The sequence below is a fragment of the Pseudonocardia sp. McavD-2-B genome, from assembly GCF_024124365.1.
In the GTDB taxonomy this organism is placed as follows: domain Bacteria; phylum Actinomycetota; class Actinomycetes; order Mycobacteriales; family Pseudonocardiaceae; genus Pseudonocardia; species Pseudonocardia alni.
In genome coordinates this window covers 1-14,286 of the sequence record NZ_JAMXSG010000149.1, presented here as the reverse complement: position 1 = coordinate 14,286, position 14,286 = coordinate 1, and the positions used below count along the sequence as shown (strand labels likewise).

The following is a 14,286-nucleotide window of genomic DNA, read 5'->3' as shown; positions in this document are numbered from 1 at the left end:
CTGGAGCTCGACCCGGGGGCGCGCACGCTCGTCGTCGCCGGGGCGGGCGGGCCCGCCGCGGACCCCGGCCTGCTCGGCGGGGCCCCACTGGTCGCGGAGCCGTCGTCGTGCTGGTGGGCGCACGCGCTGCGCACCGCGCCGTGGCTGCTCGACCGGCCGGAGCTGCGCCCCACCCAGATCGTCGTGCTCGGCAGGCCCACCCTGCACCGGGGCGTCGCCGCGCTGCTCGCCGACCCGTCGGTGGCGGTGTTCGCCGACCCCGGTCCGGACGGCGCCCCGTGGACCGACGTCGCCGGCACGGTCCGGGCCGTCGGTGCGCTGCCCGCGCTGTCCCCGCCCGAGGACTGGGTACGGTCCTGGCGCGACGCGGACCGGGCCGCGGCCACGTCCCTCGACACCGCGCTCGACGACGGCACCGCCGCCGGCGCACCCGGCCTGCGGCTGGCCCGCGACCTCGTCGCCGCCCAGCCCGACGGCGGCCAGCTCGTCCTCGGCTCGTCGAACCCGGTACGCGACGTCGCGCTCGCCGCCGTGCCCCGCTCCGGGCTCACCGTGCGGTCGAACCGCGGGGTCGCGGGCATCGACGGGACGGTGTCGACCGCCCTCGGCGCCGCGCTCGCCCACCCGGGCCCGACGGCGCTGCTGCTCGGCGACCTCACGCTGCTGCACGACACCACCGGACTGGTCGTCGGCCCGGGGGAGCCGTCCCCGGACCTGACCGTCACCGTCCTCGACGACGACGGCGGCGGCATCTTCCACCTGCTCGAACAGGGCGGTCCGTCGCACGCCCACGCCTTCGAGCGCATCTTCGGCACGCCGACCGGCGTCGACCTCGTGGCCCTGGCCCGGGCGGCGGGCTGGCGGGCGACCGACTGGGGCGGCGACGCGGGCGAACTCGCGGCCCGCCCCGGCTCGGGACGTCGGCTGGTCCGGGTCGCGGCGCACCGTGCCGGGCTGCGCGACGCGCACGCCGAGCTCCGCCGGGTGGTCGCCGCGGCGCTGGACTGAGCCGGTCCCGCCCGCGTCCGCGCCGCGGCAGGTGGTGCGGACGCCCCGGCGGACACGGCGTCCGTCCGGACCGTGCCGGGCTCAGCCCTCCAGGGACTCGCGGACCGCGCGCATCTTGGCGGCGGCCTCGCGCACCTCGCCGTCGGGCTCGGAGTCGGCGACGATCCCGCATCCGGCGAACAGCCGCGCCGTGCGTCCCTGCAGCTCGGCGCAGCGCAGCGCGATGCCCATCTCGCCCGCGCCCTCGGCGTCGACCCAGCCGACCGGGCCCGCGTAGCGGCCGCGGTCGAGACCCTCGATCTCGGAGATCAGCGCCGTCGCGTCCGGGGTCGGGGTGCCGCCCACGGCGGCCGTCGGGTGCACCGCCCCGATCAGCGTCAGCAGCGACGCGGGCCGGGCCGGGTCGAGGCGGGCGTGCACGTCGCTGGACAGGTGCGACACGTTCGGCAGGGTCAGCACCGACGGCGCGTCCGGCACGTGCAGCTCGGCCACCAGCGGGCGCAGCGACGCGGCGAGGGAGTCCACGGCGTAGGCGTGCTCGCGGCGGTCCTTCGACGAGCCGATCAGCGCGCCCGCGGTGTCGCCGTCGGGTCCGGAGCCGGGCCACATCGTGCCCGCCAGCACCCGCGACTCCACGGTCCGCCCACGCAGCCGCAACAGCAGCTCGGGGGTGGCGCCGACCAGGCCGTCGACGGCGTAGCTCCAGCACGTCGGGTAGCGCCGGGCGAGCCCGCGGAGCAGGAACCGGGGGTCCAGCGGGCGGTCGGCGACGGCGAGCAGGTCGTGCGCGAGCACCACCTTCTCCAGCTCCCCGTCGCGCATCCGCCCGACCGCCGCTGCGACGGCGGCCCGGTACCGGTGCGCGGACACCTGGCCGTCGGCGTAGCGCAGCCGTCCGCTCGGGCGCACCGGCGACGGGACCGGCAGCCTGCCCGGGGTCTCCGGGGCGTCGGCGGGGGTGATCTCGGTGATCCAGGCGCGGTGCCCGCGCCGCCCGACGATCACCTGCGGCACGACGAGCACCGAGCCCGGGCAGCCGTCGGCGAAGGTGAACGAGGCGAACGCGAGGGCGCCGGTACCGGGGAGGCGGACGTCGTCGTAGCCGGCGCCGGCGTCGAGCCGGTCGACCACGCGGCGCCACCAGCGGTCGGCCTCGGCGAAGCGCTCGGGTCCCGACGCGGTGAACCGCGCGACCTCGCCCCAGCCGACCACGCCCTCGCCGTCGCGCACCCAGGACAGCGTCCCGGCGTCGGCGGGCAGCACGTCCAGCAGCCGCCCGTCGAGCCGCAGCGGGCGTGTCCGGACGCGCAACGCGGTGCTGGCCGGTGCGACGGTCACCCTTCGAGAGTAGGCAACTTCCTCGGCCGGGGCGGGCGCCAGGGTGGGAGGCACCGGACACACCCGGGTGCCGGAGCGCTCCTAGAATCGGGTCCCGTGACCAGTCCGAGCGGCCGTCCCACCGGCGATGTGCTGACCGAGACCTCGGCCGTCGCGGCCCGTCTCATCGGCCGGACGCGGTACCACCTGCCCGAGATCGTCCTGGCCGTCGCACTGGCGTGGACGCTGGTCGCGCTGGTGGCCCTGGGCGGTGCGTTCCTGGAGGACGCGGCGATCGACGGCAACCGCGGCACCACCGCCGCGACCGTCCTCGACGGCTCGGACTACTGGCGCACCCTGGTCAGGTTCGTCGACGACGAGGGCCGGCTGCAGACCCCGGCCGCGGGCATCTCCTACCCGGTCGGGCTCACCCCGGGCGAGAACATCTACGTCGAGTACGACACCGCCGACCCGACGCACGTGCGCGTCGCGGGCCGCACCGCCGTCGACGGGATCCTCCCGGTCGCCGGGCTGATCGCGGGCGGCTGGGTGCTCCTCGGGCCGCTGTACGTGTGGCTGCGCCGCCGCCGGGCCCGCACCGGCACCGTCTGACGGCGCCCGGGCCGGACCGCACCGGACCGCGCCGCCCCGCACCGGGCTCAGCCCCGCCAGAGCGCCCCGACCTCGGCGGCGACCTGCGGTGCGGCGACGAGCAGCCCGCCCTCGGGCAGCGGCGTCGACCGGCCGTCGCGGCCCAGCACCAGCGCGCCGGCCTCGGTGGCCAGGCAGAGCGCCCCGGCGATGTCCCACTCGTGGTAGCGGGTCAGCACCGCGGCGACGGCGTTGCCCAGCGCGACCTGGGTGATCGCCAGCGCGGCCGAGCCGAGCACCCGCACGCCGACGTGCGCGGCGCGGGCGCGTTCGACGAACCCGGGGTCGGGGTCCTCGGCGCAGATCAGCGACCCGGCGACCCGGGCGGGGCGCCGCGACGGCACCGGCACGCCGTTGGCCCGGAAGCCGCGCCCGCGGGCGGCGGCGTAGATCTGCCCACGGCCCGGGTCGGCGACGACACCCACGGCCGGGCCGTCGCCGTCGACCAGGGCCAGGCTGTAGGCGCACCAGGGCAGGCCCGCGACGTAGTTCGCGGTCCCGTCGACCGGGTCGACGACCCAGCGCAGCGGTGCGGTGTCGGCACCGGCGTCGGCGCCGAACTCCTCGCCGACGACCGGGCAGCCGGGGAACTCCGCGGCCAGTACCCGGCGGGTGTGCCGCTCCAGGGTGCGGTCGGTGTCGGTGACCCAGTCGAACGGGTTGGCCTTGGCCGACGCGTCGAGCGATCCGGTGTGCTCGCGACCCAGCGTCGCGGTGATCACCTCGGCGGCGTCGTTGGCCAGCCGGCCCGCGGTCTCGAGCGCGCGGGAGAGCAGCGCCGGGTCCACCGGCCGGGGGGACGGCACCGGGGGTGGCGCCGTGTGTGGCGGGGTGTGGGGCACGGCCGTCATGCGACCCGAGTGTCCGGGCGGGTGATGTCCCGGCGACGACGTGCGGGTGTCCACCTTGTGCCGGACGTGCCAACTCGTGATCCGCCCACCCGATGTTCGCCCAGGGTTGGGTGGTTGATCACGCCAGGGACCCGGCCCGCTGTCCCGCCCCCGTCACCGTTCCGGCCGTGCGCGTCGCAATCGTCTCGGAATGCTTCCTGCCGGTGGTCAACGGCGTCACGAACTCGGTGCTGCGGGTGTGCGAGCACCTGCGGGCAGGGGGTCACGACGTCGTGGTGATCGCGCCGGGCACCGGGGAGCCGGACTCCCACGAGGGGATCCCGGTCGTGCGGATCCCGGCCGTCGAGCTGCCGGTGGTGAACTCGATGCCGGTCGGGGTGCCCAGCAGGCGGATCCTGACCGCGTTGCGCCGGTTCCGGCCGGACGTGGTGCACCTGGCGGCGCCGTTCGTCGTCGGGGCGCGGGGGCTGGCGGCGGCGCGGCGCCTCGGCGTGCCGACGGTCGCGATCTACCAGACCGACGTCGCCGGGTTCGCCTCCGCGTACGGGCTCGGACTGACCGCGCGGGCCGCGTGGCGCTGGACCTGCCGGCTGCACGGCCTGGCCGACCGGACCCTCGCGCCGTCGAGCTGGGCGACCGGGGCCCTGCGCGAGCGCGGCGTCCCGCGGGTGCACCAGTGGGCGCGCGGCGTCGACACCCGCCGGTTCACCCCGTCCAGGCGCAGCGACGCACTGCGCGGCCGGCTCGCCCCGAACGGCGAGCGGCTCGTCGGCTTCGTCGGCCGCCTCGCCCCGGAGAAGCAGGTCGAGCGGCTCGCCGTGCTGGGGGAGCTGCCCGGGACGCGGCTGGTCGTCGTCGGCGACGGCCCCAGCGCCGACGGGCTGCGCGAGCGGCTGCCCTCGGCGGCGTTCCTCGGGCACCGCGGCGGCGACGAACTCGCGCAGATCTACGCCAGCCTCGACGTGTTCGTCCACACCGGCCAGGCCGAGACGTTCTGCCAGGCCGTGCAGGAGGCACTCGCCTCGGGCGTCCCGGTGGTCGCGCCCGACGCGGGCGGCCCGCGCGACCTCGTGCTGCCCGACCGCACCGGTTACCTCGTGGCACCCCGCCCCGACGGCGGGGAGCCCGGCGACCCGGCCACCGACGCCGCCGACCGCGAGCTGGTCGGGGCGGTCGCCGCACTGTGCGAGCCGCAGCGCAACCGGGAGTTCGGCCTGGCCGCCCGCCAGTCGGTGCTGCGCCGCACCTGGACCGCGGTCGGCGACGAGCTGCTCGCTCACTACGGCGACGTGCTCCGCGCCGCGGCCCCGGAGCGCCTCGCGGCCTGACCGGCCCGCCGCCGCCCTGCCGGACCCCCGCCCTGCCGGACCCCCGCCCGACCGGACCTCCGCCCGACCGGACCCCCGCCTGGTCGGGCCGTTGCCCGGCCGGGCCGACGCGGCCGGGGAGGGTGCCTGCGTAGTCGTGCGGATCCGTGACCGCGGCCCGGCGGCGACGGTGGTCCCATGAGCCGCACCGTCGTCGTCGCGCCCCGTGGTGAGCTCGCCACGGTCGACACCTCCGCCACCGTCCGCCTGATGTCCCGGCTGCTCGACCCCGCGCCCGCGGCCCGTGCCGCCGCCCGTGCCGAGGTCCTCGACGCCCCGCACCGGCAGATGCCGCCGGTGCTGTTCGCGCTGTCGGAGAACCTCGTCGCCGACGGCGCGATGCCCGACGCCGCCCGCTGGTTCTACGCGGGCCAGCTGCGGGCCCGCTACGACGCCTGCCGCTGCACCGACACCACCGCCGCCCAGGCGCTGGCCGTGCTGCGCGACCGGTTCGGCGAGCCGGTGAACCGGTGGGCCTTCGCCGACCCGGCCCGGGTCCGCCGGGCCGCGGTCCGCGCCGTCGCCTGGGACCGGGCGGCGCCGTACGACTACGACCACCGCTGGATCGCCCTGCACGGCATGGGCGCCTTCACCGGCGACGGCAACGGCGTCAGCACGCCGTCGGCCGAGTGGGCGGGCGTCGCCGCCCGGGTCCGCGCCGACTACCTGAGCGGCCTGCGTGAGGTGCTGCGCGAGCAGTTCGGACAGCGGTTCGGACAGCGGTTCGGACAGCGGTTCGGACAGCGGTGAGCCGGCCGCCGGGTCGGTAGGCTGTGCCCGTGTCCCGCGCCGAGCTCGACAAGAACCCGACCGACGTCGCCCGCATGTTCGACGGCGTCGCCCGGCGCTACGACCTGACCAACACCGCGCTGTCGGGCGGGCAGGACCGCTACTGGCGGATCCAGACCCGCCGGGCCCTCGGCCTGCGCCCGGGCGAGAAGGTCCTCGACCTCGCCGCGGGGACCGCGGTCTCGACCGTCGAGCTGGCGAAGGACGGCGCCTGGTGCGTCGCTGCGGACTTCTCCCTCGGCATGCTGCGTGCGGGCGCCCGCCGCGACGTCCCGAAGGCCGCCGCCGACGCGCTGCACCTGCCCTTCGCCGACGGCAGCTTCGACGCCGTCACCATCTCCTTCGGCCTGCGCAACGTGAACGACACCGTCGCCGGCCTGCGTGAGATGGCCCGCGTGACCCGCCCCGGCGGCCGCCTGGTGGTCTGCGAGTTCTCGACGCCGACCTGGGCCCCCTTCCGCGTGCTCTACCAGAACGCGGTGCTCGGCCACGCCCTCCCGGCGATCGCCCGGACGGTCTCCTCCAACCCCGAGGCCTACCTGTACCTGGCCGAGTCGATCCGGGACTGGCCCGACCAGCCCGCACTCGCCGGGAAGATCGCCGACGCCGGCTGGGAGCGCCCCGCCTGGCGGAACCTGACCTTCGGCGCCGTCGCGCTGCACCGGGCGTACAAGCCGGCCTGAGCCCCCGCCGCCCCGTCCCGCCACGGGTCCTCGTGGACGGGCCCTGCGGAGGCGGCCTGTGCCACAGGGGCCGACGCCGTGGCGGAGCCGCACGCGCTGCACGTGTGCGGTCTTCCTGCGCCGGGCCCGGCATCACCACACGACGACGTGGTCCCTTCTCGGAATTCGCTTACCGAGTAAGCGGATTCGGAGAAGGGAGGGTCCGGGGTCGCGCCCCTCATGCCACACGGCGATCAGCGGTGCAGCGGTCGGCGCTGTGGCGGTCGGTCACCCTGCGCCCGGTGGTCGGTGGCCGACTGCCTGGGAGGTCGACTGCGGGTCGACTGCGGGGTCGGCTGCGCGAGGGGTCGACGCCGCGATGCGCACCCCGGCACCAGCCGTCACCACCCATTGACCGTGCGTCGAAGCGCGTTGCGCCGCAAGGACTCCCGCGTCGTCGCCCGATCCGCCCACGCGATCACGGCGGCGTCGTCCTACACTGCTCGCGCAGTTCGTGAACTTTTTCACAAGGGTGGTGGGAGACACGCGACCCGGAGCGCGCCGACCTGCACGGATGCGGATCACATGTGATCCGCACCCCGTCACAGGTAAGGCTCGCCTGGGTTCTTGGTCACAGGGGACCGGACATAGGGTCGCCGCGACCGGCTCGTCGATCACCACCAACGACGGTGGCGCCGCGACAACGAAGGTGTAGGAATGCTCGATCCCTATCTCCCGCTCGTCCTGCTGTTCGTGTTGGCGGCGGGTTTCGCGGTGTTCTCGGTCGCCTCCGCGCCGTTGATCGGTCCGCGCCGGTTCAACCGGGCCAAGCTGGACTCCTACGAGTGCGGCATCGAGCCCTCGCCGCAGCCGGTCGTCGGCGGCGGTCGCGTGCCGGTCGCCTACTACCTCACGGCGATGCTGTTCATCCTGTTCGACATCGAGCTGGTGTTCATGTACCCGTACGCCGTCGTCGCCGATGCGGTCGGCGTCTTCGGGTTCGTGGCCATCACGCTCTACATCGCCACGATCGCCTTCGCGTACGCCTACGAATGGCGTCGCGGCGGGCTCGAGTGGAGCTGAGGCCGTCATGGGACTCGAGGAGAACCTGCCCAGCGGCGTCCTGCTGACCAATGTGGAGAAACTGGTCAACTGGACCCGGAAGTCGTCGCTCTGGCCTGCCACGTTCGGCCTGGCCTGCTGCGCCATCGAGATGATGACCACCGGCGCCCCGCGCTACGACCTCGCCCGGTTCGGCATGGAGGTCTTCCGGGCCTCGCCGCGCCAGGCGGACCTGATGATCGTCGCGGGCCGCGTGAGCAACAAGATGGCGCCGGTCCTGCGCCAGATCTACGACCAGATGCCCGAGCCGCGCTGGGTGCTCGCGATGGGCGTGTGCGCCAGCTCCGGTGGCATGTTCAACAACTACGCGATCGTCCAGGGCGTGGACCACGTCGTCCCGGTCGACATGTACCTGCCCGGCTGCCCGCCGCGGCCGGAGATGCTGATCGACGCGATCCTGAAGATCCACGCCAAGATCATGGACGAGCCGCTCGGCCCGAAGCGGGCCGCCGAGCTCGCCGAGTCCGGGTACCGCACGCCGATGGTGCCGTCGTCGGTCAAGTACGCGCCGAAGCACAAGCAGCTCGGTGCGCTGAAGACCACGCACACCCCCGACGTACCGAACTACCTGGAGCCGGGCTCGCAGCCCAGGCCGGCCCCGAACGCGCTCGCGCCGGGGGAGACCCTGGAGCTGCCGTCGCTGGCCGACGCGGCCCGCGGAGGTGACGCGAAGTGACCGAGCCGACCGGCACCTCCAAGGACGGGTCCGAGCCCACCGGCGGTGCGCACTCGTCGTCGCAGGAGAGCGGCGCCGCTGCCGAGGAGCAGCGGATGGCGGGCGGCGAGGCCCCCGGCGACCTGGCCGCTCCCGGGGACGCGGCCACCCCCTCCGACGCGTTGGGCGGCGCCCGCCCCGCGCAGAGGATGACCGAGACCCGTACGCGCTCGGGCATGTTCGGCGTCCGCGGCTCCGGCGACACCTCCGGCTACGGCGGCCTGCGCCTGCAGGGCTGGGCCCCGGCCCCGGCCGAGCGGCCCTTCGGCGGCTGGTTCGACGAGTTCGCCGACGAGCTCGGCGCGGCCCTCGACGAGCGCGGCATCCCGCGCGCTGCGATCGAGCAGGTCACGATCGACCGCGACGAGATGACCCTCTACGTCGAGCCCGCCCGCCTGCACGAGGTCGCCCGCACCCTGCGCGACGACCCGGGCCTGCGCTTCGAGTTCTGCTCCGGCGTGTCCGGTGTGGACTACTCGGCGCCGGACGGCGCTCCGGTCGACCGGCCGCTGCACGTCGTCTACCACCTGCTGTCGATGACCTATCGGCGCCGGGTGCGCCTGGAGGTCGCGCTCGACATCGAGAACCCGCACGTCATGAGCGTCGTCGACGTCTACCCGACGGCCGACTGGCACGAGCGCGAGACCTGGGACATGTACGGCGTCGTCTTCGACGGCCACCCGGCGCTGACCCGGATCCTCATGCCGGACGACTGGGACGGCCACCCCCAGCGCAAGAGCTACCCGCTGGGCGGCATCCCCGTGGAGTACAAGGGCGCGGAGATCCCCCCGCCCGATGAGCGGAGGGCCTACTCGTGACGACTGACGCCGACCCCACCACCGCCGACGCCACCGCCGACCCGTACGCCGCGCCCGGCCGGGAGACCACCGAGGGCACGGTCTACACCGTCACCGGCGGCGACTGGGACGACCTGCTCGAGGTCGAGCACGACGACCGCATCGTCATCAACATGGGCCCGCAGCACCCGTCGACGCACGGGGTGCTGCGCCTGGTCCTGGAGCTGGAGGGCGAGACCGTCACCCAGGGCCGCGCGGTCATCGGCTATCTGCACACCGGTATCGAGAAGAACTGCGAGTACCGGACCTGGACCCAGGGCGTCACCTTCGTGACCCGCGCGGACTACCTGGCCCCGCTGTTCAACGAGGGCGCCTACTGCATGGCCGTCGAGAAGCTGCTCGGCGTCGAGGTCCCGCAGCGGGCCGAGCACCTGCGGGTGCTGCTCTGGGAGCTGAACCGGATCGGTTCGCACCTGGTCGCGCTGGCGACCGGCGGCATGGAGCTGGGCGCACTGACCGGCATGACCTCCGGCTTCCGCGAGCGCGAGGAGGTGCTCCACCTACTGGAGTTCCTCACCGGCCTGCGGATGAACCACGCGTTCATCCGGCCCGGCGGCCTCGCCCAGGACATGCCCGAGGGGTGGCAGGACAAGGTCCGCGACTTCCTGAAGGTCATGAACTCCCGGCTGCCGGACTACGACCGGCTGCTCACCGGGCAGCCGATCTGGCGCCAGCGCCTGGAGGGCGTCGGCTACCTGCCCGTCGACGGCTGCCTGGCCCTCGGCGCGTCCGGCCCGATCCTGCGCTCGGCGGGTCTGGCCTGGGACCTGCGCAAGCACATGCCGTACTCGGTCTACGACCAGTACGACTTCGAGGTCCCGACGGCCACCGAGGCCGACTGCTTCGCCCGCTACCGGATGCGCGTCGCCGAGATCCACGAGTCGCTCAAGATCATGGAGCAGGCGGTGACGAAGCTCGACGAGCTCGGCCCGGGCCGCGTCATGGTCGACGACCCGAAGGTCGCCTGGCCGGCGCAGCTGTCGGTCGGCAGCGACGGCATGGGCAACACCCTCGAGCACGTCCGCAAGATCATGGGTCAGTCGATGGAGTCGCTGATCCACCACTTCAAGCTGGTCACCGAGGGTTTCCACGTCCCGCCGGGGCAGGCCTACGCGGCCGTCGAGTCCCCGCGCGGCGAGCTCGCGGTGCACGCCGTGTCCGACGGCGGCACCCGCCCGGTCCGCATCCACGTCCGGGACCCCAGCTTCGTGAACCTGCAGACGATGCCCGCGATGAGCGAGGGCGGCCAGGTCGCCGACGTCATCGCGGCCGTCGCCTCGATCGATCCCGTGATGGGAGGTTGCGACCGATGACGGTCCCCCCGCAGGAGAAGAGCCCCGTCTCGCCGGTGTTCGACGAGCTGACCCGGCAGCGCACCACGGAGATCATCTCCCTCTACCCGGAGCCCCGGTCGGCGCTGCTGCCGCTGCTGCACCTGGTCCAGTCGGTCGAGGGGTACGTCAGCCCCGACGGCATCCGCTACTGCGCGGAGGCGCTGGAGCTGACCACCGCCGAGGTGTCGGCGGTCGCGACGTTCTACACGATGTACAAGCGCACCCCGTGCGGCGAGCACCTGGTCAGCGTGTGCACCAACACGCTGTGCGCGGCGCTGGGCGGCGACGACATCTACGCCCGCCTGCGCACCCAGCTGGGTACCGAGGACCGTCCGCTGGGCCACGAGGAGACGGCGGGGGAGCCCGGCAGCACCGGCTCGGTCACCCTCGAGCACGCCGAGTGCCTCGCGGCCTGCGACCTCGCCCCGGTGCTGCAGGTCAACTACGAGTACTTCGACAACCAGACCGTCGAGTCCGCGGTGGAACTCGTCGACGCCCTGCGTCGCGGCGAGCGCCCGCAGCCGACCCGCGGGGCGCCGCTGACCGATCTGCGGACCGTCGAGCTGGAGCTGGCCGGGTTCACCGACGACGCCGGAGGCGTCGACACGACCGCCCGCGTCGAGGGCCCGTCCGGTGCGATCGAGTCGGTGCGCGGGGCCCGGATGGCGCAGGAGAACGGCTGGACCGCCCCGGCGCTGCCCGACGAGCCGCCGGCGATGCCCGCGCTACCGGAGAAGAAGTGATCGCATGAGCACCACAGAGCCTGTGCGCAAGCCGGACCCGATCACGCCCGTCCTGACCAGGCGCTGGCTGTCGCCGCGGTCCTGGTCGATCGACACCTACGAGCAGCTGGAGGGCTACACCTCCCTGCGTACCGCGTTCGCCGCCCACCCCGACCAGCTCATCCAGTTGGTGAAGGACTCCGGGCTGCGCGGCCGCGGCGGTGCCGGGTTCCCCACCGGCATGAAGTGGGGGTTCATCCCGCAGGACGACGGCAGCGGCACCGGCCCCGGCGCGAAGCCGAAGTACCTGGTCATCAACGCCGACGAGGGCGAGCCGGGTACCTGCAAGGACATCCCGACGATGATGGCCGACCCGCACGCGCTCATCGAGGGCTGCATCGTCACCAGCTACGCGATCCGCGCCAACTTCTGCGCGATCTACGTCCGCGGCGAGGCGCTGCACTGCATCCGCAGGCTGCGTGCCGCCGTCCGCGAGGCGAAGGCGAAGGGCTACCTCGGCCGCGACATCCTCGGCTCCGGGTTCGACCTGGAGATCGTGGTGCACGCCGGTGCGGGCGCCTACATCTGCGGCGAGGAGACGGCGCTGCTCGACTCGCTCGAGGGCCGTCGCGGTCAACCCCGGCTCAAGCCGCCGTTCCCGGCGACCGCCGGGCTCTACGCCTGCCCGACGGTCGTCAACAACGTCGAGACCATCGCCAGCGTCCCCGCCATCGTCAACGGCGGGGCGGCCTGGTTCCGCTCGATGGGGCGCGAGAAGTCGCCCGGCCCGAAGATCTACTCGGTCTCCGGGCACGTCGAGCGTCCCGGCCAGTACGAGGCGCCGCTGGGCATCACGCTGCGGGAGCTCCTGGAGCTCGCCGGCGGGATGAAGGACGGGATCCCGCTGAAGTTCTGGACCCCGGGCGGCTCGTCGACACCGCTGTTCACCGCCGAGCACCTCGACGTCCCGCTGGACTTCGAGGGCGCGGCCGAGGCCGGCTCCATGCTGGGGACGACCGCGGTGCAGGTCTTCAACGAGACCGTCTCGGTGCCGTGGGCGGTCATGAAGTGGACCGAGTTCTACAAGCACGAGAGCTGCGGCAAGTGCACCCCGTGCCGCGAGGGCACGTACTGGCTGGTCCAGGTGCTGCAGCGGATGGTGCGCGGCGAGGGCACCTCGACCGACATCGACACCCTGGTCGACGTCTGCGACAACATCCTCGGCCGTTCCTTCTGCGCCCTCGGCGACGGCGCGACGAGCCCGATCACCAGCGCCGTGAAGTACTTCCGCCAGGAGTTCCTGGACCTGATCGCCGACCAGCCGGACGTCGAGCGCCCGGAGCAGCTGGCCGCACTCACCGGAGCGAGCGCATGACCCTCACACCGGAGCGGAACGCCACCGAGGACACACCCGTCCCCGAGGGGCACGTCCGCCTCACCATCGACGGCCAGGTCGTCGACGCCCCCAAGGGCGAGCTGCTGATCCGCACCTGCGAGCGCCTCGGCATCGTGATCCCGCGGTTCTGCGACCACCCGCTCCTCGACCCGGCGGGCGCCTGCCGCCAGTGCCTGGTCGAGGTGGAGATGGGCGGCCGGCCGATGCCGAAGCCGCAGGCCAGCTGCACCATGACCGTCGCCGACGGGATGGTGGTGAAGACCCAGCACACCTCCGAGCGGGCCGACAAGGCGCAGCAGGGTGTCATGGAGCTGCTGCTCATCAACCACCCGCTGGACTGCCCGATCTGCGACAAGGGCGGCGAGTGCCCGCTGCAGAACCAGGCGATGGCGCACGGCCGGTCGGACTCCCGCTTCGTCGAGACCAAGCGCACCTTCCCGAAGCCGCTGCCGATCTCCAGCCAGGTGCTGCTCGACCGCGAGCGCTGCGTGCTCTGCCAGCGCTGCACCCGGTTCTCCGAGGAGATCGCCGGCGACCCGTTCATCGATCTGCTCGAACGCGGCGCGAACCAGCAGATCGGGATCGCCGAGGACCAGCCGTTCCAGTCCTACTTCTCCGGCAACACGATCCAGATCTGTCCGGTCGGCGCACTGACCAGCGCCGCGTACCGGTTCCGGTCGCGCCCGTTCGACCTGCGCTCGACCCCGGGCGTGTGCGAGCACTGCAGCTCCGGCTGCGCCTCGCGTACCGACTCCCGTCGCGGGACCGTGCTGCGCCGCCTGGCGGGCAACGACCCGGAGGTCAACGAGGAGTGGCTCTGCGACAAGGGCCGGTTCGCGTTCCGCTACACCGGTAGCCAGGGCCGCATCACGCGGCCGCTGGTCCGGCGCGCGGACGGCACGCTGGAGGAGGCCTCCTGGACCGAGGCGCTGCAGGTCGCCGCGGACGGGCTGCTCGCGGCCCGTGCCGGAGGCGGTATCGGCGTCCTGCCCGGGGGACGGCTGACCGTCGAGGACGCCTACGCCTACGCCAAGTTCGCCCGCGTCGTCGCCGGCACCAACGACATCGACTTCCGCGCCCGCCCGCACTCGGGGGAGGAGCTGGAGTTCCTCGCCGCGCACGTCGCCGGCGGGACGGTCGAGGACTCGGTGACGTTCGAGCGGGTCGAGAACGCCCCGGCGGTGCTCACCGCCGGCACCGACCCCGAGGAGGAGTCGGGCATCGTCTTCCTCCGCCTGCGCAAGGCGTACCGGAAGCGCGGGCTGCGCCACTTCCAGGTCGGCCCGTTCACCAGCTACGGCGCCGAGAAGACCGGCGCCACCGTGCTGCACGCGGTGCCCGGTGCGGAGGCCGCGGTCGTCGCCGACCCGGGCGCCGACGTCGTCGCCGCGCTGGAGCAGCCGGGCGCGGTGATCCTGGTGGGGGACCGGGCCGCGGAGTCGCCGGGCCTGTACTCGGCGGTGTCCGCGCTCGCCGCCCGCACCGGTGCGGCGAT

At 74.1% G+C, this 14,286-nt stretch carries 13 protein-coding genes and 1 pseudogene; 12 read left to right on the top strand and 2 right to left on the bottom strand.

Annotated features, from left to right (window positions below; genetic code table 11):
* A pseudogene (locus tag NH602_RS18995) lies at positions 1 to 1,008 on the top strand (2-succinyl-5-enolpyruvyl-6-hydroxy-3-cyclohexene-1-carboxylic-acid synthase); the annotation flags it as partial.
* Positions 1,009 to 1,089: 81 nt separating this feature from the next.
* On the opposite strand, the gene NH602_RS18990 reads toward NH602_RS18995, so the two are convergent.
* A complete protein-coding gene (locus tag NH602_RS18990) occupies positions 1,090 to 2,346 on the bottom strand; it encodes an isochorismate synthase MenF (RefSeq protein WP_253068500.1) in 1,257 nt (418 codons plus the stop codon).
* A 96-nt stretch (positions 2,347 to 2,442) separates the two neighbouring features.
* Between NH602_RS18990 and NH602_RS18985 the strand changes: the two genes are divergently transcribed.
* The gene (locus NH602_RS18985; protein ID WP_139282884.1) at positions 2,443 to 2,937 is read left to right on the top strand and encodes a DUF3592 domain-containing protein; all 495 of its coding nucleotides are present in this window, start codon (positions 2,443 to 2,445) and stop codon (positions 2,935 to 2,937) included.
* A 47-nt stretch (positions 2,938 to 2,984) separates the two neighbouring features.
* On the opposite strand, the gene NH602_RS18980 is transcribed toward NH602_RS18985, so the two are convergent.
* Positions 2,985 to 3,827, bottom strand: coding sequence for an inositol monophosphatase family protein (locus NH602_RS18980; protein WP_253068499.1), 843 nt, complete (start codon positions 3,825 to 3,827; stop codon positions 2,985 to 2,987).
* A 167-nt stretch (positions 3,828 to 3,994) separates the two neighbouring features.
* On the opposite strand from NH602_RS18980, the gene NH602_RS18975 reads away from it, so the two are divergent.
* The 10 genes from NH602_RS18975 to NH602_RS18930 all read left to right on the top strand — a co-directional run.
* Positions 3,995 to 5,155: a glycosyltransferase family 1 protein gene (locus NH602_RS18975; protein ID WP_073576543.1), complete on the top strand. Its 1,161-nt coding sequence runs from the start codon at positions 3,995 to 3,997 to the stop codon at positions 5,153 to 5,155.
* 177 nt (positions 5,156 to 5,332) lie between these two features.
* Positions 5,333 to 5,944 carry a hypothetical protein gene (locus NH602_RS18970; RefSeq protein WP_253068498.1) on the top strand — a complete coding sequence of 204 codons (612 nt, stop codon included), beginning with the start codon at positions 5,333 to 5,335 and terminating at the stop codon, positions 5,942 to 5,944.
* A gap of 29 nt (positions 5,945 to 5,973) precedes the next feature.
* Complete coding sequence (locus NH602_RS18965; RefSeq protein ID WP_062403809.1) at positions 5,974 to 6,666, top strand: demethylmenaquinone methyltransferase; 693 nt, start codon at positions 5,974 to 5,976, stop codon at positions 6,664 to 6,666.
* 696 nt (positions 6,667 to 7,362) lie between these two features.
* Complete coding sequence (locus tag NH602_RS18960) at positions 7,363 to 7,728, top strand: NADH-quinone oxidoreductase subunit A (RefSeq protein WP_062397987.1); 366 nt, start codon at positions 7,363 to 7,365, stop codon at positions 7,726 to 7,728.
* Positions 7,729 to 7,735: 7 nt separating this feature from the next.
* Positions 7,736 to 8,443, top strand: a complete 708-nt coding sequence (locus tag NH602_RS18955) for an NADH-quinone oxidoreductase subunit B family protein (protein WP_100878769.1) — start codon at positions 7,736 to 7,738, stop codon at positions 8,441 to 8,443.
* The gene (locus NH602_RS18950; protein WP_374210206.1) at positions 8,440 to 9,300 is read left to right on the top strand and encodes an NADH-quinone oxidoreductase subunit C; all 861 of its coding nucleotides are present in this window, start codon (positions 8,440 to 8,442) and stop codon (positions 9,298 to 9,300) included. The genes NH602_RS18955 and NH602_RS18950 overlap by 4 nt, the downstream gene beginning before the upstream one ends.
* Complete coding sequence (locus NH602_RS18945; RefSeq protein ID WP_073576541.1) at positions 9,297 to 10,652, top strand: NADH-quinone oxidoreductase subunit D; 1,356 nt, start codon at positions 9,297 to 9,299, stop codon at positions 10,650 to 10,652. The genes NH602_RS18950 and NH602_RS18945 overlap by 4 nt, the downstream gene beginning before the upstream one ends.
* A complete protein-coding gene (gene nuoE / locus NH602_RS18940) occupies positions 10,649 to 11,416 on the top strand; it encodes an NADH-quinone oxidoreductase subunit NuoE (protein WP_073576540.1) in 768 nt (255 codons plus the stop codon). Before NH602_RS18945 ends, nuoE begins: the two co-directional genes overlap by 4 nt.
* 4 nt (positions 11,417 to 11,420) lie before the next feature.
* Positions 11,421 to 12,770, top strand: a complete 1,350-nt coding sequence (gene nuoF, locus NH602_RS18935) for an NADH-quinone oxidoreductase subunit NuoF (RefSeq protein ID WP_073576539.1) — start codon at positions 11,421 to 11,423, stop codon at positions 12,768 to 12,770.
* The coding region (locus NH602_RS18930; RefSeq protein WP_253068497.1) for an NADH-quinone oxidoreductase subunit G at positions 12,767 to 14,286 on the top strand (1,520 nt) is incomplete at its 3' end. The genes nuoF and NH602_RS18930, both read left to right, overlap by 4 nt.